The following is a 23,558-nucleotide window of genomic DNA, read 5'->3' as shown; positions in this document are numbered from 1 at the left end:
TGATAACGTCAGTCATGGTTACTTATGACTGTACAAACACTATTTTTCCATCTTCCACATCAGCTAGAATATTATTACCTAGACTTAACTCTCCTGATAATATTTTCTGTGCTAATGCATTTTCTAATAGTTGTTGTACCGCTCTTTTTAATGGACGAGCGCCATACATTGGGTCATAACCCGCTTCGACCAACAATTCTATTGAAGCATCGTTAAATGTAAGTAGATAACCTCTTTCTTTAAGTCGTGCTTGCAATGCATGAAGTTGAATCGTCGCAATGGATTTAATGTGTTTTTCACTTAAAGGATGAAAAACTACTGTTTCATCAATACGATTCAAAAACTCAGGTTTAAATTGTTTTGCTAATATCCCTAATAATGTATTTTTAACGTCATCATAAGAAGCCCGAGGGAATGCTTCTTGAATAATTTCAGATCCAATGTTCGACGTCATAATTATAACGGTATTACGAAAATCAACCGTGCGCCCTTTACCATCAGTTAAACGGCCATCATCTAATACCTGTAATAAAATATTAAACACATCTGGATGTGCTTTCTCTATTTCATCTAATAAAATAACTGAATAAGGTTTACGACGAACCGCCTCAGTTAAGTAACCACCCTCTTCATAGCCTACATAACCAGGAGGGGCACCGACTAAACGAGAAACCGCATGTTTTTCCATAAATTCAGACATATCGATACGTACCATATTATCAACACTATCAAATAGGAAATTGGCCAAGGCTTTACAAGACTCTGTTTTACCAACACCGGTAGGACCCAAAAATAAGAACGAACCAATAGGACGATCAGGGTCGCTTAAGCCAGCGCGACTACGACGAATCGCATTTGAAACGGCTTCAATCGCTTCATTTTGTCCAACCACTTGAGAATGTAAATATTTTTCCATTTTCAATAGTTTATCTCGCTCTCCCTCGAGCATTTTAGACACAGGGATACCTGTCCAATGAGCAAGAATGTCGGCGATTTCATTTTCTGTTACTGAATGTTTTAACAGTGTCATTTCTTGCATTTCAACTTGAGATGCAAGGTCTAATTGTTTTTCTAAGTCTGGAATTCGTCCATATTGCAGTTCAGACATACGCGTTAAATCAGATGCACGACTAGCCACTTCCAAATCTAAACGCGCTTGTTCTAAAGCTTGCTTAATATTTTGCGTGCCAGATAACGCCGCTTTTTCAGTTTTCCAAATTTCATCTAACTCTTTGTACTCTGTACCTTTTGATTTTAGAGTTTGCTCTAAATCATTTAAGCGCTTGATGCTCGCTTCATCAGATGAGTTTTGTAGTGACTTTTGTTCCACGGTTAATTGGATAATTTTGCGTCCAAGTTTATCTAAGCTTTCAGGTTTAGAGTCTATTTGTAAGCGAATGCTAGAAGCCGCTTCATCAATTAAATCAATTGCTTTATCGGGTAACTGACGGTCTGAGATATAACGATGTGACAATGTCGCTGCAGCCACAATAGCTGGGTCTGTTATTTGTACTTTATGATGTAACTCATAACGCTCTTTCAGGCCACGTAATATTGCAATAGTGTCTTCTACACTCGGTTCATCGACTATTACTTTTTGAAAACGACGCTCTAATGCAGCATCTTTTTCAATATATTGGCGGTACTCATCCAATGTAGTGGCACCAACACAATGTAATTCACCACGAGCTAGTGCAGGCTTAAGCATATTACTCGCATCCATTGCACCATCACCTTTACCGGCGCCAACCATCGTGTGCAATTCATCAATAAAGAGTATGACTTGCCCTTCTTCTTTATTGAGCTCTGCTAAAACAGCTTTTAAGCGCTCTTCGAATTCACCTCTGTACTTAGCGCCCGCTATGAGAGACCCCATATCTAAAGATAAAACTCGTTTACCTTTTAAACCTTCTGGGACTTCACCATTAATAATACGTTGTGCCAATCCTTCTACAATGGCCGTTTTACCAACACCTGGTTCACCAATAATAACGGGGTTATTTTTAGTACGTCGTTGTAATACTTGTACAATGCGGCGTACTTCATCATCTCGACCAATAACAGGATCGAGCTTACCTGCAGCAGCACGCTCAGTTAAATCGATAGTATATTTTTCTAATGCTTGTTCAGGACCGTCACCATTTACATCAGTAACAGTTTGTCCTTGACGAATTTTCTTTAAAGAGCTTTCAACTTTACTTTTAGTTAATCCAAGTTTGTTTAATACTTGCCCTAATTCGCCTTTATCTTCACATACCGCGACTAAAAATATTTCCGATGAAATAAATTTATCTTTCGCTTTTTGTGCATATTTATCACAAAGATTAAAGGTATTACCAAGCTGACTAGAGACTTGAATCTCGCCACCGATACCAGATACTTTAGGTAGCCTATCTAAAATAGTTGATAGCTGTGAACGCAGTAGATTTATATTAATTTCAAGATCAGACAAGATACTACGCATTGCGCCACCATCTTGATTAAGCATGGCCAGCAATACATGTGTCGCTTCTATATATTGGTGATCTCGACCTAATGCAATAGATTGAGCATCGGACAAAGCTAATTGAAATTTACTAGTTAATTTATCTAAACGCATACTAATTTCTCCCGAAATGATTACACTTATATAGATGGGGGGTTAGCAATAAATATCAAGGTCACAAGAAGAATATATTGAATAAATTATGAACAATTAAAAGTATTAATTATTCCAAACAAGAGGCGCTAACAAAGGTTCTAATAAGGAGTGTTATAGGAAATAATTAAAGAGTCTGATAGAGCATCTAAAAAGAGCTTAATGGCATAATGGGAAGCACCAAAAGAAAGATTCAATCATAAAATGCTAATCAGAACATATTTAATACAACCTACTCAGTCCAACATTTTTTGCTTCAACAAGATGTTAATCTAACCAAATAAAAGTGGCTAAGCGGCCTGTTTTTCCATCTCTTCGATAAGAATAAAATAACCTTGGCTCATTAAAAGTACATGATTCATTTTCGGTGATAGTGACACCTTTAAAATCACCAAGCCTTAGTTTAGCTAATAAATGTAAATTTGCTAACCATTTCCCATTAGAGGCAACAAAAGCACTACTCGCGTTAATATTATGAGCAATAAACTCTTCACGTACTTCATTACCCACTTCAAAAGCCGTAGGGCCAATACAAGGACCTAACCAAACTAATAGTTGTTCACTTTTAATCGCTAATTCATCACTGACTTTCTGAATGCTTTTTTCAATAATGCCGTCACACAAACCACGCCAACCAGCATGAATAGCAATAACAAAACTACCTTGTTTATCAGTAACTAATATAGGTAAGCAATCTGCTGTCATCACCACGCACGTTCGTTGGTTAGTATCAATCCAACTCGCATCTGCATCTAGCTTTTGAATAGAAGAAGCTGATAACTTAACCAAATCATGGCTATGAGTTTGATTTAACCAACAAAAATCAGGTGCATTAGTAAACTGGTTAGATAGTAACAAGCGATTTTGAAACACATGTTGAGGGTTATCATTAACATGTGTTCCTAAATTCAACCCTTCAAACTCACCTTCACTAACACCGTCTAATCGTGTCGTTGAATAAGCATGAACATGGGCAGGTGCTGCCCAATTAGGTTTAATTAATTGCATATAAACAGATTATAAATCGAGTTCATTTTCATGCGAAATAGTATCAGCACGTAATGCGGCAGCTAACACTTTAAAGTCTTCTGGTGGTTCAGCATGCCATTCCATCTCATCACCTGTGATTGGATGATCCAAACGCAACATAGTTGCATGTAGTGCTTGGCGTCTAAAACCACGTAATACTTCACTTAATTCTGCTGAAGCACCTTTTGGTGGACGAGGACGACCACCGTATACCGGGTCACCTGCTAATACGTGTCCAATAGACATCATATGTACACGAATTTGATGAGTACGCCCTGTTTCTAAACGTAAACGTAAACGTGTGTGAGCTCGGTATTTTTCAGCAATTCGGTAATGTGTTATTGCATCTTTACCAGACGTTGGATTAACAGCCATTTTAGTGCGATGTACTTTATCACGACCAATAGGTGCATCAACTTTACCGCCAGCAGTAAAACAACCTGAAGCAATAGCATCATATTCACGTGTCATTTGACGTGCTTGTAAACTTGTCACTAAATGCGTTTGTGCTGGTACTGTTTTAGCAACCACCATCAAACCAGATGTTTCTTTATCTAATCGATGTACAATACCTGCACGCGGCACTTCTGCAATACTTGGGTAATGGTATAACAAGGCATTTAGTAATGTGCCACTTGCGTTACCAGCTCCTGGGTGAACAACTAACCCAGCAGGTTTATTGATAACTAAAATATCATCGTCTTCATAAACGATGTTAATTTCAATTTTTTGTGCAACAAAAGTTACTTCATCTTTTAATACTGCATTTACTTCTAACATTTGACCAGTAAATACTTTTTCACGCGGCGTTAAAGAAACTGTGCCATCAATTTGTACCAGGCCCGCTAAAATCCATTCTTTTATACGTGAACGAGAATAATCAGGGAACAATGCGGCAACCGCTTGGTCTAATCGAAATCCTAACTGTTCATCTGTAACTTCTGCAGTTAGGTTTATTGCTTGGCTCATAGTGCTCTCTTCTTTGTATTTTGTGCTATTGTAATTGATTTTTAAAAAGTATTTAGTCTGACAGTATTATCTTGTCACATTTTATCTTTTTTTACTTTTATTTCTTTCGACGATAGTCGATACTGTACTTTTTAATATTGGCCGACATTATAACACTTATGAATAAGATCCTTAGACTAATAACGACCAGTTTTTTCATCGCCATTGTCATTAGTGGCTGCTCATCTAAAAAAAATAGTAAACCAAAGGTTGCAGATAAGCCTCCCGTTGCATTATATCAAGACGCATCCTTAGCATTAGAGTCAGCTAATTTTGAAAAAGCATCTGAAATCCTTGAAGCACTGGATAGCCGCTATCCATTTGGTCCACACTCAGAGCAAGTGCAATTAGACTTAATTTACACTTACTATAAACGTAGTGAAATGGCCTTAGCATTAGCTAATATCGATAAGTTTATTCGTTTAAACCCAACACATAAAGATTTGGATTATGTCTATTATATACGTGGTTTAACTAATTTAACGGTTGATGATCAATTCTTCCAAAACTTATTTGGTATAGATCGTTTCAACCGCGATCAAAGCTATTCTCAAAGAGCCTTTAAAGACTTCAACCATGTTTTAAAATACTACCCTCAAAGTGAATATGCAAAAGATGCACAGCAACGCATGATCTACATTAAAGATCGTGTTGCGCGTTATGAAGTAGCTATTGCAGAGTGGTATATTAAACGAGAAGCTTATATAGCGGCGATTAACCGTAGTAAGGTAGTGTTAAATAACTATCCTGACACTAGGTCAGTACAAGACGCATTAGAAATAATGATTCAAGCATACGATGAGCTAGGTTTAGAAGAACCCAAGAAAAATGCATTATCAGTGCTGAAACTAAATTATCCAGACAGTAAAGTGGTTAGAAGAAGCGAATCATTTAGCATTTTTGACTGGTAATTATACAAAATAAAAATCAACAGTAACTTTCGCTATAAATGGACAATAAAAAAGGAGAACTGAGTTCTCCTTTTTTATTGTCCATTTATAGCGAAAAATCAATTCATAAAAAATTAAACTGCTTCACCATCTTCTTCGCCTGTACGAATACGAATAACACGTTCAACAGAAGTAACGAAGATTTTACCATCACCAATCTTACCTGTTTGTGCTGTTTTCATGATTGCTTCAATGCAGCGATCTACGTATTCTTTTTTTACTACTAGTTCGATTTTTACTTTTGGTAAGAAGTCGACCATATACTCTGCACCACGATATAGTTCAGTATGCCCTTTCTGACGACCAAAGCCTTTTACTTCTGAGACTGTCATACCTGTGATATCAATATCCGCAAGTGCTTCACGTACATCGTCCATTTTAAATGGTTTAATGATTGCTTCTATTTTTTTCATAATAAACTCTTAATGTTGATTTCAAAGTAAAATGTTCTAAATCTCGAAAAGATCTCAATAAATCACTCTGTGCCATGATCTTCAGGCTGAATATGATCTCTAATATTACACTATTAACAAATCAATAAAAAAAACTTTCATCGTTAATTTAACTTACTTCATTGTATCAATCATTATTATTAAAAGTTTGTCGTATATATCACTGACAGATATATCATTGTTCGGTATATCAATAAAAAATATTATTAACTAAAAGCATTCTTATACCAATGACATTAAATAAGTATTCTAGATTTTGGATGGGAAAAACAACTTAATTTAGTGTGTAAATTGAGGCCTTTCAAAGATTCACTTCGTTAATCGTCTGACAGAGAATTAACTAAAAGAAATTAATTATTTAATGGCTGTTCCCTTTACGACGTTTACAACGAAGAAATAAATCATTTTAACAAGTAAAGTAGATCAGTTAATTAATATTAAACCCGATATTTTAAATCTGGAATAAATAGACAATAGACTATAAGCTAACGAAAAATTCAAAAACACCCTCACTTAATAAAATCACGTCATAACTCACAGGTTGATGATAAATAAGTTATTTCATATAGAATCATAAAAATAAAATCTTTGAAATTAAAAATAAAATAGTTATCGTACAAGACAAGTTTATTTATAGCTATTTGGTTCATTATTTAAGGGTTTAATTATTTGAAGAGTATTTTATGAAAAAATCAGGTTTTACCCTTGTTGAAATGCTAATCACTATATCTATATTAGCTATTTTATTAGCTATTGGGGTTCCAAGTTTTAAAAGTGCCATCAGTAATAGCAATATGATATCAAATGCTAATGGCATGATTGGAGCATTCAATTATGCACGAACAGAAGCCATAAAACGTGGTGAACCAGTCAATATAAATCAAGTTAATGGAGACTGGACAAAAGGTATTGTTGTTTGGGCAAATATAGATGCAGTGAATACAATGTCTAATGATGAAGTACTACGTGTATGGCCTGCATTTGATGGTGAAACGACAGTATCAAGTACACAAACGACCTTTACTTTTAATGCAACAGGTGAAGTTAACAACAATGATGTATTACAAATTTGTGATGATCGAACTGGAGAAAAAGGGATGCAAATTTCAATTTTAATTTCTGGTGTTATTTTTTCAGAGAGTGTGACTTGTGTATAACTTGAAAACAATTAAACAAGATCAAACTGGTAGCTCAATGATAGAAATATTGGTTGCTGTTTTTGTACTAGCAGTGGGTTTACTAGGGTTAGCATCACTTCAAATGATTAGCTTAAAAAATATTAACAATACTCAGTTTCAAACTTTAGCGACAACTTATGCCTATGATATGAGTGAACGAATTCGCTCTAATAGAGAGGGCTTAAGTGGTTATGATAATATCCAATCAACGGTTTCCGATCCTGGTTGTACAAATTGTACTCCAACGCTAATGGCACAGCTTGATGGTTTTGAATGGAATAGATTAATACAATCAGCAGTAATAAATGGTGGTCTACCAGAAGGCAAAGGAACAGTGACTAAAGTAGGATCTTTGTACAATATAACAATAACATGGAAAGAACAGCAACGCACAAACTCTAGTGGTCAAGTTGATGATGCCAGTTTTACTCTAAGTGTTCAGATATAAAGTCATTAACACTATTTAGTAATTAGAGATAAGACTCGAGCTTAAGATAGAGAGAACTATGAAGGTTTTAAAAAAGCATAATCGCAACCCATTAACCCAATCAGGTTTTTCAGTCATAGAACTAATGATATCGATTTCTCTTGGATTATTAGTCTTATTAGCAGTCCTCGAAATCTTTTCAGCCAGTATGCAGGGCGTTCATTTACAAAATAACTTTTCTCGAGTACAAGAAAACGGTCGATTAGCCACTGAATTGATAGTACGCGATATTCGTGGTGCTGATTATTGGGGCTGTATAGATGATATAAGCGAAATTTCAAATCACTTAGATACAAGTCCTAGTTCTGGTTACAACCCTTCGATATTACCTACTGCAGGGCATGCGATCAATGGTCAAAATGATGTGACATCACAAACTATTTCTAGCGTTAATGTTATAGATAACACTGATATACTAACACTCCGTGGGGCAACCAGTATTTCGGGAGTAAAAATTAATGCTCCTATGTCTGCAACCGATGAAACCATTCAAGTAAGTATAAGCAATAGTATTCCTCAAGGTCACGTTATTTTAATTAGTGATTGTAGAGAAGCTGATTTATTTTCAAATACAGAACAAACTACCTCTACAAATGCACAAATTGGTCATGCTGTAGGTACTCTTTCTACAGGTATAGATAATGTAAGCAGTAATTTATCTCATACTTACGGAGAAGATGCTCAAATATTAAGCCCATACACAAAAGTTTATTTTATTGGTGAGAATAACTCTAGTAGTAACTCTTTATATAGAGCTGATAATGGCGTTGCTAACGAGTTAGTTAGAGGAGTCAATAACTTACAACTTATGTATGGTGAAGATACTAGTGGAGATGGTTCAATCAACATTTTTACCGCTACACCTACTGATATTGATCAAGTACTTTCTATTAGAGTAAGTATTACTGCAGAAAGTGGTGATAATGCGCAGGGTACATCATTAGAGAGAACATATAATACAACAGCGAATATACGTAATAGAACATTACAATAGGTCCTAAAACATGAAAAAAAAACAATCTGGAGCCGTATTAGTTGTCAGTTTAATCATACTCATTATATTAACTGTTTTGGTTATATCAGGGACACAATCAACATTAATACAAGAAAAAATGACTTCGGCAATACGTAACTCTCATATATCTTTGGAAATGGCAGAATCAGGTCTAAAAGATGCAGAAAATATGATTGAAAACTTAACAAGCACTGCTGCATTTACAGATTCTGGAGGGTTATATAGTGAGAACAACGGCCCAAACGATCTATTTTCTGATGCCGTTTGGACAAATAATTTAACCCTTGCAGCTACCACTGAAACAGCAGGTACAGGGTTAGTCTCGCGATATTTTGTAGAGTACCTTGGAGTACTTACATTAGATGATGATTTATCGGGACTTAATATAACGGGATATGGCCAAACCACTGGTGGTGGTGATATTCATGGTTTTAAAATTGTCTCTCGTTCAGCTGGTAGAGACGGTAATACCGCAAGAATGGTTGTAGGTTATTACGCAAAACGTTTTTAACCTATTAATAGCGTAAAGGAATACGAGAATGAAAAAATTGTTTACCACAACATTAGTTGCCGAAGCGGTAGTACTAGCAATCAGCATTATATCCCCTTTATCTACAGCAACCGCAGCTGAATTAGATTTGCCAACAGATCCTTTAATAACATCATCATCAGTAGAACCTAACTTGATGATATTGTTAGATACTTCAGGCTCTATGAGTAATATTGTTCCTGATAGCCCTTACGATGAAAATATTGATTATTATAATTGCCCTTCTTCGAAACAATTGGATAATAATAGACAAATTGATATTCGCATTAGATCTGATGGTCGTATTTATTTCTATAGAAATGGTTCAAACTATGATTTTGGGCAAGGAAATAACCGCGGTACTAATAATTTAACTCAAAAATGTTTTAATGATGACACTATTTATACTGCTCGTCTCCTTGGAGATTCAGGAGGTTCGCCAAGTAGTTATTTAGCATCGGAATACACAGGCAATTACTTAAACTGGTATTTTTCTAATAGTACGAACACTGCTGTAGATAATTTTGGAAATGAAGATAGAAAACCTGGCACTAAAACCCGTATGGAAATAGCTAGAACTTCCGCAGCAACCATGGTCGAAGACTTAATAGGGATGCGTGTTGGTTTAGCAACTTATAACGGAAGCAACGGTGCAAAGATTCAAGAAAATATAACATCAATTGAAACGAACAGTGATGTAACCACATTACAAAATGCAATAGGGACAATTACAAACGGTGGTGGCACACCATTAGGAGGGGCACTTTCTGGTCTAGGTCACTATTTTGCGCAGAGAGCTGGTGGAAGTGTATCAGGTCAACTCACACTTCATCCTGATAATATTGGCATTAATAAAACAGAAAAAGTTGTAAATACAAGTAGTTTTTTTTCACATGCCCCTAGTAACTCAAGCTCACCTACGACAGATGTTATTACAAACTGGTGCCAAAGCAGTTATGTAGTGGCAATGACAGATGGCATCCCTACAAATGATACGAGTGTTAGTAATGACATGAAGAACTATTTTGATGGTGGAGATATCGTTGATGATGTAACACGTGCAATGTATGAAATAGATCTCAGACCAGATCTCACTGAAGGTACAAATAACGTCACGACTTATATGGTTGGTTTTGCAGATACACAAGTGACTAACAACTCTCTTATAAGAAGTGCAGCAACAGAAGGTGGCGGAGAATATTTAACGGCTAATAATAGTGATGAATTGGTTGCCGCATTCCAAAATGTCATAAATAGCATCGTCGATAAGCTTGCAGCAGGTTCTGGTGTCTCTTTTAACACAAGTCAATTAACTTCTGGTAGTTCAATCTATGCAGCAAGTTTTGATAGTGGAGAGTGGTCAGGAAGTTTAAAAGAATTTGACTTATCTACCTCTGGTACAATTCAATCAGAAACTTGGGATGCAGCCACTAAATTGGATGCTTTAACAGATTATAATACAAGAAACATATTCAGTTATAACTCATCAACCAAACAAGGTATTGTATTTAATACCGCAAATATAGCTTCAGCTCCGAATCTCCTTGCAGACCTTAAAACGGGCCCTCTAGGCCTTATCGGTGTTAGTAGTTTAATTAATTATTTAAAAGGAGATATGATTACAAATGTAGGAACTGCTTCAACAAACTACCGCGAACGCAGCAGCAGGCTTGGAGATATAGTTAACTCAACCGTTGTAAATGTAAGTACACCAGAGCTAAATTGGCCTAATTATAATGCGGCAGATCCAGTACCTTTTGGTGGAAATGGTACAGGTCAAAATTACTCTGATTTCAAAAACATAAGCAGAACTGAAATGTTATATGTTGGTGCTAACGATGGTATGTTGCATGGCTTTAATGCTGCTGATGGCGAAGAAAAATTTGCTTATATTCCAAGTTTAATTGCATCTGATGATGCAGAAGAAGGCCTGCACTACTTAGCTAACTCTGATTATGAACATCGCTTTTATGTTGACTCAACACCAACCGTTAGCGATGTTTATTTTAATGATGCTTGGCACACTGTACTTGTTAGCGGATTGCGCAGCGGCGGAAAAGGATTATTTGCTTTAGACATTACAGATCCAACTACATTTGATGCTAGCGTACCTGCTAATGCGGATTTGTTGTCATTATGGGAGTTTGGTAGTGATGATGATCCAGACTTTGGTTATATTTATGGTGAACCTACCATTGCAAAAATGGCAAATGGTGAATGGGTAGCTATTGTAGGTAATGGCTACAACAATAGTGGTGATGGACATGCCAAGTTATTCATCATATATATCGACAAAAATGGCGAAAGCTCATGGATTAAGAATAACAATTACAAAGTAATAGATACAGGCGCCGGAAGTACTGGCACACCAAATGGATTATCTACACCTCGAGCAGTAGATCTTGATGGTGACAGTGTTATTGATCGTGTTTATGCAGGTGATTTACAGGGTAACATGTGGGCATTTGATGTAAGCAACAGTAGTGATACAAACTGGGAAATTGCTCATCAAAATACCAGCGGTGTATCTAAGCCTTTGTTTACTGCTGAAATTGGCGGTACAGCCCAACCAATTACCACTGCGCCAATTGTTGCTAACAATACAAATCCAGAATCAGGCGATCCAGATATCCTGGTGTTTTTTGGGACGGGTAAATATATTGAAGAAGCAGATAAAAACTCAACTGACCTGATGAGTTATTATGGCGTTTTAGATAATGGAACAGGCGTACAAACTCGTACCAATTTAACCCCAAGAGAATTATATTCAACTTCAACAACACGAGTCATCAGCGGTTCATCAATACCTTGGTCGAGTAGTCGTGGTTGGTATTTTGACTTTGAAGATCAAGCAAATTCAACTTCATTCCCTACTAACCTTGGTGAACGTGTTATTTCTAATACATTGATTACCAATAATGTTTTATTATTTAATACGGTTATTCCCACGATCGCAAACAGTGACATCTGTACGTCTAACAGTGAAAGTTGGATTATGGCAGTAGATTTAAATACGGGTAAAGCACCGGATTATACTGTTTTTGATATAAACAATGATAACGTCTTCGATGAAACCACCAATACGTATGATATTGACAATGATGGTGATGTTGACGGTGATGACTTAACAAGCCACGCAGGTACTAAAGTAAACACTGCAATGATTGCAGGTGATATCGCTATTTTAGGCAATACAATTTATAGCAATGATGTTGATGGTAATTTGAATGAAGAAGCTATAAATATTGAAAGAACTGAAAAAGAGGGGCGTTTATCATGGGAAGAATTAGTCCAATAATAAGTATAATGAGTTTATTATACTAACTGTACTAAGTAGATCACTTAATTCTAATTGATAATCAGCAGTGCAACATCAAATACAAATAGCTGTTAATTGTATTAATTTTATGACGATAAATGGGTTATTTAAAATAACCCATTTATTCACTTCAATTGATATAACTAGGAAAGAAATGAAAAAAGACAATGGTTTTACTTTAATAGAATTGTTAATTGTAATTGCAATTATTGGCATATTAGGGGCGATTGCATACCCTTCATATCAAGACTCTATAAAGAAATCTCGTCGTGCTGATGCCCAAGCAGCATTACAAGGTTTAGCACAAGCAATGGAAAGACATTACACAACCACTGGCACATACGCGAGTGCGGCTGCTGGAAGCGCAGACACAGGTGCTCCTAGAATATATTCAACTAAAACACCTGTTGATGGAACAGTTACTTATTATAACTTGAAAATAACTTCTGCTGGTATTTCTAGCTACATAATAGGCGCTGAGCCTGATGGTGCACAGGAAGGGGATGGCGTACTTCTTTTAAGATCTACTGGTGCAAGGAGTTGGGATATGAATAATAGTTCGGCAGGATCTCTTGCAAGTTTCGTTAATGAAACAACTTCTTCAGAGCAATGTTGGAACTGCTAGAAGATATGTTTTTCTATACAAAGTGATTCATGAAACAAAATGCCAGTAATATTATACTGGCATCATTAGTTATCGACTTACCTTTACTTAGCTAACAAAGAGCTTTATATAATTGAAAATAAAATATTTTAAAGCTCTCTATTAATCTATTTGTTTAATACGCAATTCAGCAGGCACTTCAAACACAGTATTTTCTTCTACACCTGGGTTTTCAACAACAACATCACCACCCATTTTTTGTAATTTTTTAATCACAGCTTGCACTAAAATATCAGGAGCAGAAGCACCAGCAGTGACACCAACACTTGCTACATTTTCAAACCATTCACTTTGAATATCAAACTCATTATCGATCAAATAAGCATTCACGCCAGCGCTATTTGCTTTCTCTCGTAAACGATTTGAGTTTGATGAATTGGTAGAACCCACAACCAAAACTAAATCTGTTTTATCAGCAAGATCTTTAACAGCATCTTGGCGATTTTGTGTCGCGTAACAAATATCGTTCTTACGTGGCCCTTCAATCATAGGGAACTTCACACGTAAAGCATCGATAACATTTGCAGTGTCATCTACCGATAAAGTTGTTTGAGAGCTATAACATAAACTTTCAGCGTTTTTAACGTCAAGCAATGCAACATCTTCCGCTGACTCAACTAAGTAAATACCACCTTTTTTACTATCGTATTGCCCCATTGTGCCCACCACTTCAGGGTGACCATGATGACCAATCAAAATACATTCTTGATCACGGCGACTAGCACGCGTCACTTCCATATGGACTTTGGTGACTAACGGACAAGTTGCATCGAATACTTTCAATTCACGACGTTTAGCTTCTTCTCGCACACTCTGTGCTACGCCATGAGCACTGAAGATAACAATATTATCGTCAGGCACTTCATCAAGTTCTTCTACAAAAATAGCACCACGCGCTTTTAAATCATCAACGACATATTGGTTATGTACAACTTCATGTCGCACATAAATTGGCGTAGGAAATAGCTCTAATGCACGCTCAACAATATTGATCGCACGATGTACACCGGCACAAAAGCCACGTGGGTTAGCTAAAATAATTTTCATAACACTCTCAATATAACATTTTGATTAATAAGGTAATGGGCAGATTTTATTAATAATATACCGAAGAATATGACTAGCACATCACTAGAAAATACTTAAGCACATAACGAATAACAACTACTTTTGTAAAACTTCTAACACATCAACTTCAAAAGTAACTGTTTGGCCTGCTAAAGGATGATTGAAATCAACCGTCACACTATCAGCAACAATTTCACGAATAATACCAGGCAGTTCAGTACCGTCTGGTTGATTAAAGGTAATGATGGTGCCGATTTCTGCCGGTACGTCCGTTGAGAATTTACTGAGGTCTACATAATGAAAATTATCAGGGTTAGACAAACCAAAAGCAGACTCTGGCGCTAAAGTGAAGCTTTCAGATGTTCCTTCAACTAAACCTAATAAACACTCTTCAAAACCAGGCGTTAGGCTACCGTCACCCATTACAAATTTAGCAGGCTTATTATCAACTTTAGTACTATCAACTGCAGAACCATCAGATAATTTAATTGAAAAGTGCATTAACACTTCACTATCTGCACCGATAGTTTTGCTTTCATTTTTATTAACTGCCGCTTCATTTGCCATTTTAACTGTCATTACTACTGTCCTTAATTTTTTGTTTTTCGCGCTTTTCAGCCCAAAATAATGAGTCGATAATAATCATTGCCGCACCGATAAAAATAGCAATATCTGCAACATTAAAGGTTGGCCAACGGTAAAAACCTAAATCAAAATCTAAGAAGTCGACAACATAACCAAAGATTAAACGATCTAATACATTACCTATAGCACCCGATAACACTAATGCATAAGCACTATTCATCCAACGTTCTTTAGCACTGGTTGTTTTCATGGAATATAATAAATAAGCTGAAACAACAAATGCAATGCCACTAAACAAGTATTTTTGCCAACCGCCGGCATCACCTAAAAAACTAAAAGCAGCACCATAATTACGCGCATAGGTGAAATTAAAAAAGGATAGCACTTCGTATGACTGGTATAAATCAAGCATTTCTACCGTCAAATATTTAGTTAATTGATCGATCAATAAAACCACTATTGTTAGCCATAACCAAGGTAAACCTGAACGAGGTTTCAAGATAGCGGGTGATGATGTTTGAGTCATAGTATTTCCAATAAAAAGTTTAAAAAAAACGCCTTAAATCATTTTCATAACTAAGGCGTTTAATACAAACTAATTCACAAAGTCATTGCTTAATTAAGCAAACTGACGCGTTTCACCTTCGCCATCAACGTTAGTAATACAACGTCCACATAACTCTGGGTGCTTCTCATCTTGGCCAACTTCTTCACGATGATGCCAACAACGGTCACATTTAGCGGCTTCAGTTTTTAATACGAGTACAGATAAACCTTTAAGTTCAGTTGCGATTGCTTCAGCAGGTGCATCTGCTAATGGTTTAACAGCGGCTTGTGATGTGATTAAGACAAAACGTAACTCATCATCTAACGTACTTAATAATGTACTGATTTCTTCAGATGCATATAAAGTCACTTCAGCTTCTAATCCACCGCCAATCACTGCATCTTTACGTGCTAGCTCTAATGTTTTATTAACTTCTGCACGTACCGCAATGATTTGAGCCCATTTATCGTTATCTAACACTTCATTGTCAGCTAAACCAAATAAACCTTCGTACCATGTTTCAGTGAATACAAACTCATTACGCTCTCCTGGTAAACGGCCCCAGATTTCATCGGCAGTAAAGCTTAGGATAGGCGCCATTAAACGCACTAATGATTCAACAATATGGTAAAGCGCAGTCTGACAACTTAAGTGAGCATTACTGCCTGTTTTCGCTGTGTATTGACGGTCTTTAATAATATCTAAGTAGAAACTACCTAAGTCAATTGAACAGAAGTGCATTAGTTTTTGGTAAACAACATGCAGATTGTAGTTATCGTATGCTTCAATCACTTCATTTTGCATCGTTAATGCTTTCGCCACGATCCAACGATCTAGCGCAACCATTTCTTCTGGTGCCACTAAATCAGTTTGCGGATCAAAACCATTTAAGTTTGATAATAAGAAACGTGACGTATTACGAATACGACGGTAGCTGTCTGCGCTACGGTTTAGGATTTCATCAGAAACGGTGATTTCACCCGTATAATCCGTTGAAGCTACCCATAAACGTAAAATATCAGCACCTAGGTCATTCATCACTGTTTGCGGTGACATAACGTTACCGAGTGATTTAGACATTTTCTTGCCGTCACCATCCACTACAAAACCATGCGTTAACACTTCTTTGTAAGGAGCAACGCCATTGATTGCAGTGCTAGTTAGTAGTGAAGATTGGAACCAACCACGATGTTGATCTGAACCTTCTAAATACAAATCAGCAGTTGCTTGTGTGCCATCTTCTTTAGTGTATTCATCACGTACCGCAACAACAGAGGCGTGCGTTGTACCAGAGTCAAACCAAACATCTAATGTATCAGTTACTTTGCGGTATTGTTCTGCTTCAAAACCTAAAATAGATTCTGGCTCTAAATCGAACCAAGCTTGAATGCCTTCTTTTTCGATTTTTTGTGCAATAAGCTCCATCATTTCAATAGAGTTTTCGTGCAATTCATCAGTTTCTTTATTCACAAATAACGTGATTGGCACACCCCATGTACGTTGGCGTGAAACACACCAGTCAGGACGACCTTCAATCATTTTTTCAATGCGGTTTTGACCCCAGCTTGGGATCCATTTAACATCTTTGATCTCTGCTAATGCACTGTCTCGTAGCCCTTTTTGATCCATAGAAATGAACCATTGTGGCGTTGCACGGAAGATGATTGGTGTTTTATGTCTCCAACAATGTGGGTAACTGTGCTTAATATTAACGTGATGGATTAGCGCATTACGTTCAGTTAATACTTCTAATACTTTATCGTTTGCTTTAAATACATGTAAACCAGCAAAGAATTCAGTATCGTCACGGAACACACCATTATCGCCAACAGGGTTTGCCACTTCTAAGTCATATTTCAAACCAGCAGAATAATCGTCTTGACCATGACCCGGTGCAGTATGAACACAACCTGTACCTGCATCGATAGTCACGTGGTCAGCAACAATCGTTGGTACTTGTAGCTCTAAGAATGGGTGTTGGAATAATTGTTTCTCTAACGCAGCACCTGTTGCGATAGCTAACGTAGTAAAGTCTTCAATACCGTAACGGGCCATACAATCAGCAACAAGATCAGTTGCTAAAATGAAACGACGTCCGCCACCGGCTACTAGTGAGTATTCAACTTTTGCAGCTAATGCGATGGCGCGGTTAGCAGGCAATGTCCAAGGCGTTGTTGTCCAGATAACAGCAGAAATAACACCTTGACCAAAGTCATCAGCTTGCTTATCGAAACAAGCAAGTAGTGCTTCACTATCAACGGCATTAAATGCAACATCAATAGCAGGCGATAATTTATCTTCATATTCAACTTCAGCTTCCGCTAATGCAGAACCACAATCTGTACACCAATGAACAGGTTTAGAACCTTTGTGTAGATGATCATTTTTAATGATATTCGCTAATGCACGAACAATATTTGCTTCCGTTTTAAAGTTCATTGTTAGGTATGGGTTATCCCACTCACCTAACACACCTAAACGTTTAAAGTCTTTACGTTGACCGTCAACTTGACGCGCAGCGTATTCACGACACTTAACACGGAATTCAGCAGCGGTTAACTTTTTACCTGGCTTACCATGCTTTTGCTCAACTTTAAGCTCGATAGGCAGACCGTGACAATCCCAACCTGGAATGTAAGGTGCATCAAAATCAGATAATGTTTTAGATTTAACAATAATATCTTTTAGAATTTTATTAACCGAGTGACCGATATGAATATCGCCATTTGCATAAGGAGGACCATCATGCAGAATAAATGTTTTTTTACCTTTTTTGGCAGCACGAATCTTTCCGTAAAGATCCTGTTTGTACCAATTTTTAAGCATGTTAGGCTCACGATTAGCCAAGTTTGCACGCATCGGGAAACCAGTTTTTGGTAAATTTAATGTACTTTTGTAATCACTCATCGGTTTTATTCCATCTAACGTTCTATTAATTAAGCTGATGCCATTCTCTAGCTTGCTGAATATCTTTATCAATCTGTACTTTTAGTTCCGCGAATGAATCAAAACGCACTTCATCACGCAATTTTTTCTCAAGTAACACTTCAAGTTGGCGTCCATATAAATCACCTTCAAACTCAAATATATGTACTTCTAATTGCTGCCTTTCACCATTAACGGTCGGGCGACAACCAATATTTGCAACGCCACGATAAACTTGTTCATCAATACCTTCTTCACCAACACCCAGTACTGACACAACAAACACACCCGAAACAGGTGAAACGCGACGCTTTAAAAATAAATTTGCAGTTGGAACACCTATTGTACGGCCCAACTTCTTACCATGTCCAACACGGCCAGCAATACTATACTTTCTACCTAGCATTTGCTCTGCTTGTTGTAATTGCCCTTTTGCTAATGCACTACGTATACGAGTGCTACTAACACGACAAGCATCTTGCGACAGGCTTTTTGTATCAACGACTTCAAAGCCATATTTTTCGCCCGCTTCTTTTAGCAGTGCAAAATCACCTAAACGTTGGTAACCAAAGTGAAAATCATCACCAATCACTAGGAACTTAACATTTAATTTTTTAATTAATAACTGCTCAATAAAATCATTCGCACTAAGATTGGCAAATTTATGCGTGAAAGACACACAAAGTAAGCTATCTAAACCTAATTTTTCAAGTTGTACGAACTTATCACGCAAACGGCTTAATCGACCAGGCGCATTTTTACCTGCAAACAATTCAGCAGGTTGAGGCTCAAAAGTCATGACCGTCGCAGGCACTTGTAAGCGTTTAGCTTCCTTTAGCAGGCGAGACAAAACGGCATGATGGCCAAGATGAATGCCATCGAAATTGCCAATACTTAACACGCAACCTTGAGGTTGATGTTGTAGATTATGAATTCCGCGTATTAATTCCATGATAATGTCATAAATAATTGCCAAAAATAGCGTTGAAAATATAAAAGAGCTGATTATATATTAAGGCTGCAAAGTAATCAGCTTTCATTTTAACGGTTTAACATTAATTCTAACGACTTACTTTAAATTAACGATCGACTTTAAAGTGACGTAGACGCAATCCAAAAATAAAATTGCTCACCAAGTAAATAGCGGCACCACCTAAAATCAAAGCGATTAATTGCATTATTGACTCAAGTAAACCAAAACCAACCCACATAACAAGACTCGGCGTCATATATAACAACGCAGCGACCATCACTAAACCTGATGCAATAATGCGTATTAATACAGCCAAGCTACCCTTTTGCACTTGATAAACACCGCTTTTATAAAGGCCAAACCATAATAAGCCAGCGTTTAAAGTCGCAGATAATGAAGTTGCAATCGCTAACCCAACATAACCAAAAGGCACAGCAAAGATGACATTTAACACCATATTACTCACCATCGCTATTACACCAAATTTAACCGGTGTTTTGGTATCTTGGCGCGAGTAATAGCCAGGCGCGAGGACTTTAACTAACATAAAGCTTAATAAGCCACTGGCATAAGCCCACAAACTCATCGCCGACATACTGACATCTTGCATATCAAACTCGCCACGCATAAATAAAACACGCAACATGGGCTCTGCTAACACGATTAAACCTAACATCGCAGGAAAACCTAAAAAACACACGCTGCGAATGCCCCAATCTAAGGTTTTAGAAAAACCTTCAGCAGACTTATTAACATGAGAAGATGACAAGCTTGGTAAAATAACCGTCGCAATCGCAATACCAAACAGCCCTAACGGAAACTCTAATAAACGGTCAGCGTAATATAACCAGCTGATAGAGCCCGTTTGTAAAAAGCTGGCAATAAAAGTATCTAACAACAAGTTTATTTGGCTGACTGACACCCCAAACAAAGCAGGAATCATTAAGGTACGGATTTTAACAACACCTGGGTGGTGCCATTGCCAACTTGGTTTCACTAACAATTTTTCTTTTTTCAAAAAAGGAATTTGGAATAAGAACTGTATTAAACCACCAATAAAAACACCGATCGCTAAACCAATTTCAGGTTGAGCGAGCTGTGGAGAGAGAAACACAGCACAGAAAATAATCGCAATATTTAAAAATACAGGTGTAAACGCAGCGACAGCGAACTTCCCTAACGTATTAAGAATCGCACCTGATAAAGCAGTAAACGTAATAAACCATAAATACGGGAAAGTAATTTTTAACATGTCTGACGCTAATACAAATTTATAAGCTTCAGGGCCACCATTCCACCACTCTAAAAACCAGCCAAAGCCAAATAATGCAGTGATCACTGAAGAACCAATAACTCCTAAAATGGTAATAACGGTGATAATAGTACCTAAAGTACCTGAAACAGCAGAAATGAGTTCTTTTACCTTATCTCGAGACTGTGTTTTTTCATATTCGGTTAATACAGGAACAAAAGCTTGTGCAAATGCACCTTCTGCAAACAAACGACGTAAAAAGTTAGGAATTTTATTAGCAAAGAAAAATAAATCTGCAGCCGCCCCTGCTCCCATCAAATTTGCAATAACGATATCGCGAACTAACCCTAAAATACGAGATACTAAGGTCATAGAACTTACGATCATGCCTGATTTTATTAGCTTTTTACTCACACTTGATTTCCTAAAGACTAAAATGGAATAACACTCAACGCACTAAAAGATGAGATTCAGAATGACAAAATACACGCTTTAGTTAAATTTAATAGATTTAACAGGCAATATATCGTCAAAACATTCGACTCTGCATTTGCATCTGCAATGGGTTGAGTATAAAATGCGCGCAGTTTAACCATCCACCTGGTTCGTTACCAGTTATTTTATTGGTTAATAAGAAACCATTTGACAATATACGTGTTACAAGGCATATTCCACGACCTTTGATTATCCCTTGTTATACAGAATTTAGGAGTTAAGGTCTTGGCTAATATCAAGTCTGCTAAAAAACGTGCTTTATTATCTGAAAAAAGCCGTAAACATAATGCAAGTCGTCGTACAATGATGCGTACTTTCATCAAGAAAGTTGTTGTTGCAATCGAAGCTGCAAACAAAGAACTAGCTACGGCTGAGTTCGTTAAATTACAATCAGTTTTAGATGCTTACGCAACTAAAGGTCTGATCAGCAAAAATATGGCTGCTCGTAAGAAAAGCCGTCTTTCTGCTAAAATTAAAGCGCTTTAATTCTTATTTAAGAATTTGCCTTTTATTTAAGATATTAAAAAACCGACCTAGTGTCGGTTTTTTTATGTCTATATTTTCAGATTTACTTCTTTTGTATATTTAGTTGTATACTTAGTTTTAAATATTCACTTTAAATATCAAACCTTAAAAAGCTACCTTTCAAGAAAGACTTCTCAAAAGATAGATCTCAATTAAATACCCATTCCTGATAATGCATTCATTAAATCTTTAACAACTTTACCAACAACTGGGTTTGTTTCTTCAAACATTAATAATTGTTGCGATATTTTCTTATCGCGAATTAACTGAGCAGGATCACCAGACATAATGGCTTGTTGTAATTGGTCATGTACTTTTTGTAATTCACCTGCGGTACATTCATCTGCAACTAAACCTTCAGATAACACATCAGATAATTTCTTAAATTCAGATTGTACTTTTTTGATTGGCATACACACCTCAGTTTTAAATAATAGATAGTGATACGAAACATGATTAAGTGATTAGCATTTTTACACTGAACACTTAAACTGCTTATTTTCATTGTAGCATCAGTCCTTTACAGGCACCTTTAAAAATCGGTCGATAAAACGAGTGAACACTAAAAAGATGATCACAAACAAAATACTGATCACTATCAAGCCAACTTTAAACCAGCTTTGATCTTGATAAGCTTGCAAAAACAGGCTTGATAAATAAATCGCCATCAACCAATAAGCAATACGTAAAACATAGCTCCAAATAGGATAGCTTTTATCCGTTAGCCACAACCTTGCCATTTTAATCCCTTATCTTATCGACAGTGTTAATGTAATACGTTTACGCATTATCAACACTAAAGCTTAATACATCATTAATGTGTTTTTGTTCCGTAGAGAGCATTAACAATCTATCTAAGCCTAAAGCGACACCTGCACAATCAGGTAAATGATCTAAACAAGCGACAAATTTATAATCTATCGGCATTTCCGGCAGGCCCATCGTTACTCGTAATTGATTATCCGCTTGAAAACGCTTTAATTGCTCTTCACTGTTATTGAGTTCATGAAAGCCGTTCGCTAACTCAACACTTTTATAATACACCTCAAAACGATCAGCAACACGATCATCTTGTGTATTAATTCTAGCGAGAGCCGCTTGTGAGGCAGGAAAATCATAAACAAAACAAGGTTCGTCTTGACCTATTTTAGATTCTATCGCGATACAAAATAACAGCTGTAAAATCGTATCTTTATCTGTTTCATTATCAAGCACGCCACCTAACTGCAAATGTGCACCTGCTAACTTCAGCTCTTCGATACTTGCCGTTAATGGATCAACTTGCAAAATAGATAAAAAGGCCTCTTGGTAACTACACCGCGTTGGCGTATTACACTTCAGAATCAACATTAATAACGTGGCCATTTCATCCATTAATTGATGATGGTCAAAACCGACTTTATACCACTCTAACAAAGAAAACTCAGGGTTGTGAAAACGTCCCGATTCTTCATTTCGATATACTTTTGATATTTGATAAATTGAGCCGCTACCAGCCGCTAATAAACGCTTCATCTGAAACTCTGGTGAGGTTTGTAAATATAATGGCACACCACCATCGACTAACGGCTTATCACTAATATTACGACCAACAAACTGTGTTTTAAAACATTGAAGATGTACATCGGTCACTGCAGCTTGACTGAGAGAAGGCGTTTCAACTTCTAAAACTTGTAAGTCGCTAAAAAAATCTCGAATCGTTTTTAACATAGTCGCACGCGCACTTAATTGTGCCAGCGAAGCACTTGGTAACCAGTTCATTGGAGCTCCTTTTTTAAAAGCCTAGTTTACCTAACCTTTGGCATTTCTGGAATCTATACCCGCTATCATTCAAAGTGTAAAATTGAACTATTTTATTAACGAGTTAAGCACTTAATTTATGTTGTTCATAAGAGTTTTAACTTAACCTTGTTTCGATC

21 protein-coding genes are annotated in these 23,558 nt (G+C 36.7%); 8 read left to right on the top strand and 13 right to left on the bottom strand.

The genetic code is table 11. The annotated features are described in order from the left end of the window. Positions 1-22 precede the first annotated feature (22 nt). The 3 genes from clpB to rluD all read right to left on the bottom strand — a co-directional run bounded on the left by clpB (position 23) and on the right by rluD (position 4,636). Positions 23-2,599 (bottom strand): ATP-dependent chaperone ClpB, encoded by a 2,577-nt coding sequence (clpB, locus tag V6255_RS07940; protein WP_341627663.1) that lies wholly within the window; start codon positions 2,597-2,599, stop codon positions 23-25. A 306-nt stretch (positions 2,600-2,905) separates the two neighbouring features. Continuing rightward, on the bottom strand, positions 2,906-3,646 hold the full coding sequence (pgeF, locus tag V6255_RS07935; protein ID WP_341627662.1) for a peptidoglycan editing factor PgeF: 741 nt from the start codon (positions 3,644-3,646) through the stop codon (positions 2,906-2,908). Between the two features lie 9 nt (positions 3,647-3,655). After that, positions 3,656-4,636 carry a 23S rRNA pseudouridine(1911/1915/1917) synthase RluD gene (gene rluD, locus V6255_RS07930; protein WP_341627661.1) on the bottom strand — a complete coding sequence of 327 codons (981 nt, stop codon included), beginning with the start codon at positions 4,634-4,636 and terminating at the stop codon, positions 3,656-3,658. A 158-nt stretch (positions 4,637-4,794) separates the two neighbouring features. On the opposite strand from rluD, the gene V6255_RS07925 reads away from it, so the two are divergent. Continuing rightward, positions 4,795-5,586: an outer membrane protein assembly factor BamD gene (locus V6255_RS07925; protein WP_341627660.1), complete on the top strand. Its 792-nt coding sequence runs from the start codon at positions 4,795-4,797 to the stop codon at positions 5,584-5,586. Positions 5,587-5,699: 113 nt separating this feature from the next. Here V6255_RS07925 and glnB read toward each other — a convergent pair whose 3' ends face one another. Further along, complete coding sequence (gene glnB / locus V6255_RS07920) at positions 5,700-6,038, bottom strand: nitrogen regulatory protein P-II (RefSeq protein ID WP_025564863.1); 339 nt, start codon at positions 6,036-6,038, stop codon at positions 5,700-5,702. A gap of 722 nt (positions 6,039-6,760) precedes the next feature. Between glnB and V6255_RS07915 the strand changes: the two genes are divergently transcribed. From V6255_RS07915 to V6255_RS07890, 6 genes are all read left to right on the top strand, one after another. Then, the gene (locus V6255_RS07915; RefSeq protein ID WP_341627659.1) at positions 6,761-7,234 is read left to right on the top strand and encodes a GspH/FimT family pseudopilin; all 474 of its coding nucleotides are present in this window, start codon (positions 6,761-6,763) and stop codon (positions 7,232-7,234) included. Position 7,235: 1 nt separating this feature from the next. Beyond that, complete coding sequence (gene pilV / locus V6255_RS07910) at positions 7,236-7,703, top strand: type IV pilus modification protein PilV (RefSeq protein ID WP_341627658.1); 468 nt, start codon at positions 7,236-7,238, stop codon at positions 7,701-7,703. A gap of 58 nt (positions 7,704-7,761) precedes the next feature. Continuing rightward, entirely contained in the window at positions 7,762-8,736 is a 975-nt protein-coding gene (locus V6255_RS07905) for a PilW family protein (protein WP_341627657.1), read from the top strand. 10 nt (positions 8,737-8,746) lie between these two features. Next, on the top strand, positions 8,747-9,268 hold the full coding sequence (locus V6255_RS07900; protein WP_341627656.1) for a pilus assembly PilX family protein: 522 nt from the start codon (positions 8,747-8,749) through the stop codon (positions 9,266-9,268). Positions 9,269-9,296: 28 nt separating this feature from the next. Next, complete coding sequence (locus tag V6255_RS07895) at positions 9,297-12,584, top strand: pilus assembly protein (RefSeq protein WP_341627655.1); 3,288 nt, start codon at positions 9,297-9,299, stop codon at positions 12,582-12,584. 175 nt (positions 12,585-12,759) lie between these two features. Next, complete coding sequence (locus V6255_RS07890; RefSeq protein WP_341627654.1) at positions 12,760-13,230, top strand: type IV pilin protein; 471 nt, start codon at positions 12,760-12,762, stop codon at positions 13,228-13,230. A 141-nt stretch (positions 13,231-13,371) separates the two neighbouring features. Here V6255_RS07890 and ispH read toward each other — a convergent pair whose 3' ends face one another. From ispH to murJ, 6 genes are all read right to left on the bottom strand, one after another. Then, the gene (gene ispH, locus V6255_RS07885; RefSeq protein ID WP_341627653.1) at positions 13,372-14,316 is read right to left on the bottom strand and encodes a 4-hydroxy-3-methylbut-2-enyl diphosphate reductase; all 945 of its coding nucleotides are present in this window, start codon (positions 14,314-14,316) and stop codon (positions 13,372-13,374) included. 117 nt (positions 14,317-14,433) lie between these two features. Next, entirely contained in the window at positions 14,434-14,916 is a 483-nt protein-coding gene (fkpB, locus tag V6255_RS07880; protein ID WP_025564872.1) for an FKBP-type peptidyl-prolyl cis-trans isomerase, read from the bottom strand. Beyond that, positions 14,906-15,448 (bottom strand): signal peptidase II, encoded by a 543-nt coding sequence (lspA, locus tag V6255_RS07875; RefSeq protein ID WP_341627652.1) that lies wholly within the window; start codon positions 15,446-15,448, stop codon positions 14,906-14,908. The genes fkpB and lspA overlap by 11 nt, the downstream gene beginning before the upstream one ends. Positions 15,449-15,541: 93 nt before the next feature. Further along, complete coding sequence (gene ileS / locus V6255_RS07870) at positions 15,542-18,376, bottom strand: isoleucine--tRNA ligase (RefSeq protein WP_341627651.1); 2,835 nt, start codon at positions 18,374-18,376, stop codon at positions 15,542-15,544. A gap of 25 nt (positions 18,377-18,401) precedes the next feature. Next, positions 18,402-19,346: a bifunctional riboflavin kinase/FAD synthetase gene (gene ribF / locus V6255_RS07865; RefSeq protein ID WP_341627650.1), complete on the bottom strand. Its 945-nt coding sequence runs from the start codon at positions 19,344-19,346 to the stop codon at positions 18,402-18,404. Positions 19,347-19,473: 127 nt separating this feature from the next. After that, a complete protein-coding gene (gene murJ / locus V6255_RS07860) occupies positions 19,474-21,033 on the bottom strand; it encodes a murein biosynthesis integral membrane protein MurJ (protein WP_341627649.1) in 1,560 nt (519 codons plus the stop codon). A gap of 306 nt (positions 21,034-21,339) precedes the next feature. On the opposite strand from murJ, the gene rpsT reads away from it, so the two are divergent. Continuing rightward, entirely contained in the window at positions 21,340-21,600 is a 261-nt protein-coding gene (rpsT, locus tag V6255_RS07855) for a 30S ribosomal protein S20 (RefSeq protein WP_028867309.1), read from the top strand. Between the two features lie 191 nt (positions 21,601-21,791). Here rpsT and V6255_RS07850 read toward each other — a convergent pair whose 3' ends face one another. The 3 genes from V6255_RS07850 to epmA all read right to left on the bottom strand — a co-directional run bounded on the left by V6255_RS07850 (position 21,792) and on the right by epmA (position 23,400). Continuing rightward, positions 21,792-22,052: a DUF4404 family protein gene (locus tag V6255_RS07850; RefSeq protein ID WP_137297691.1), complete on the bottom strand. Its 261-nt coding sequence runs from the start codon at positions 22,050-22,052 to the stop codon at positions 21,792-21,794. A gap of 99 nt (positions 22,053-22,151) precedes the next feature. Continuing rightward, on the bottom strand, positions 22,152-22,379 hold the full coding sequence (locus tag V6255_RS07845; RefSeq protein WP_137297692.1) for a hypothetical protein: 228 nt from the start codon (positions 22,377-22,379) through the stop codon (positions 22,152-22,154). Between the two features lie 40 nt (positions 22,380-22,419). Continuing rightward, complete coding sequence (gene epmA / locus V6255_RS07840; RefSeq protein ID WP_341627648.1) at positions 22,420-23,400, bottom strand: elongation factor P--(R)-beta-lysine ligase; 981 nt, start codon at positions 23,398-23,400, stop codon at positions 22,420-22,422. Positions 23,401-23,558 lie beyond the last annotated feature (158 nt).

The organism is Psychromonas arctica (genome assembly GCF_038155225.1).
In the GTDB taxonomy this organism is placed as follows: Bacteria; Pseudomonadota; Gammaproteobacteria; order Enterobacterales; family Psychromonadaceae; genus Psychromonas; species Psychromonas arctica_B.
This window is presented reverse-complemented; position numbering and strand designations above follow the sequence as displayed.

Excerpts from the sequence above, each read along its gene's own strand:
- V6255_RS07900 (WP_341627656.1), top strand. The coding sequence starts at position 8,747 with ATGAAAAAAAAACAATCTGGAGCCGTATTAGTTGTCAGTTTAATCATA.
- ileS (WP_341627651.1), bottom strand. The coding sequence starts at position 18,376 with ATGAGTGATTACAAAAGTACATTAAATTTACCAAAAACTGGTTTCCCG.
- rluD (WP_341627661.1), bottom strand. The coding sequence starts at position 4,636 with ATGAGCCAAGCAATAAACCTAACTGCAGAAGTTACAGATGAACAGTTA.
- lspA (WP_341627652.1), bottom strand. The coding sequence starts at position 15,448 with ATGACTCAAACATCATCACCCGCTATCTTGAAACCTCGTTCAGGTTTA.
- pgeF (WP_341627662.1), bottom strand. The coding sequence starts at position 3,646 with ATGCAATTAATTAAACCTAATTGGGCAGCACCTGCCCATGTTCATGCT.
- V6255_RS07895 (WP_341627655.1), top strand. The coding sequence starts at position 9,297 with ATGAAAAAATTGTTTACCACAACATTAGTTGCCGAAGCGGTAGTACTA.
- clpB (WP_341627663.1), bottom strand. The coding sequence starts at position 2,599 with ATGCGTTTAGATAAATTAACTAGTAAATTTCAATTAGCTTTGTCCGAT.
- V6255_RS07890 (WP_341627654.1), top strand. The coding sequence starts at position 12,760 with ATGAAAAAAGACAATGGTTTTACTTTAATAGAATTGTTAATTGTAATT.
- V6255_RS07905 (WP_341627657.1), top strand. The coding sequence starts at position 7,762 with ATGAAGGTTTTAAAAAAGCATAATCGCAACCCATTAACCCAATCAGGT.
- V6255_RS07850 (WP_137297691.1), bottom strand. The coding sequence starts at position 22,052 with ATGCCAATCAAAAAAGTACAATCTGAATTTAAGAAATTATCTGATGTG.
- ribF (WP_341627650.1), bottom strand. The coding sequence starts at position 19,346 with ATGGAATTAATACGCGGAATTCATAATCTACAACATCAACCTCAAGGT.
- V6255_RS07915 (WP_341627659.1), top strand. The coding sequence starts at position 6,761 with ATGAAAAAATCAGGTTTTACCCTTGTTGAAATGCTAATCACTATATCT.
- V6255_RS07845 (WP_137297692.1), bottom strand. The coding sequence starts at position 22,379 with ATGGCAAGGTTGTGGCTAACGGATAAAAGCTATCCTATTTGGAGCTAT.
- fkpB (WP_025564872.1), bottom strand. The coding sequence starts at position 14,916 with ATGACAGTTAAAATGGCAAATGAAGCGGCAGTTAATAAAAATGAAAGC.
- epmA (WP_341627648.1), bottom strand. The coding sequence starts at position 23,400 with ATGAACTGGTTACCAAGTGCTTCGCTGGCACAATTAAGTGCGCGTGCG.
- glnB (WP_025564863.1), bottom strand. The coding sequence starts at position 6,038 with ATGAAAAAAATAGAAGCAATCATTAAACCATTTAAAATGGACGATGTA.
- V6255_RS07925 (WP_341627660.1), top strand. The coding sequence starts at position 4,795 with ATGAATAAGATCCTTAGACTAATAACGACCAGTTTTTTCATCGCCATT.
- ispH (WP_341627653.1), bottom strand. The coding sequence starts at position 14,316 with ATGAAAATTATTTTAGCTAACCCACGTGGCTTTTGTGCCGGTGTACAT.